Consider the following 533-nt stretch of genomic DNA (forward strand, 5'->3'; position numbering starts at 1 on the left):
CACCAGCGCCGCACCCACCACGAACAGCCAGAAACTCAGGGCGTTGAGAAACGGATAGGCCACATCCCGAGCGCCGATTTGCAACGGCACGACGATGTTCATCAAGCCGACGACGAAGGGCATGGCCATGAAGAAGATCATGATCACGCCGTGGGCGGTGAAGATCTGGTCGTAATGTTCCGGCGGCAGGTAACCCGGCCCGCCGCTGGCGGCCATGGCTTGTTGGGTGCGCATCATGATCGCATCAGAAAACCCACGCAGCAGCATCACCAGGGCGACGATGATGTACATGCAACCGATCTTCTTGTGGTCCACCGAGGTGAACCATTCGCGCCACAAATAGCCCCACTTGCGTTTCCAGGTAATCGAGCCCACCAACGCCACCCCAATCAGGCCGACGATGGCCAGGGTGTACATCACAATGGGTTCAGTGGTTGGGATCGCGTCCCACGACAGTTTTCCGAACATGGTTACCGCTCCTCAGCCAGCAGACTTGGGTGTTGATCGGTGCGTTGTGCAGCGTCGCTCAATGG

Annotated in this window: 1 protein-coding gene; it reads right to left on the reverse strand. The window is 58.7% G+C overall.

Annotated elements, in window-relative coordinates; all coding sequences use genetic code 11:
• Positions 1-468: cbb3-type cytochrome c oxidase subunit I (locus tag GIW04_RS31225; RefSeq protein ID WP_236479681.1), on the reverse strand; the 468-nt coding region annotated here is incomplete at its 3' end.
• Positions 469-533: the final 65 nt, after the last annotated feature.

The sequence above is a fragment of the Pseudomonas sp. PA-4-8C genome, from assembly GCF_021606625.1.
Taxonomy (GTDB): Bacteria; Pseudomonadota; Gammaproteobacteria; order Pseudomonadales; family Pseudomonadaceae; genus Aquipseudomonas; species Aquipseudomonas lactis.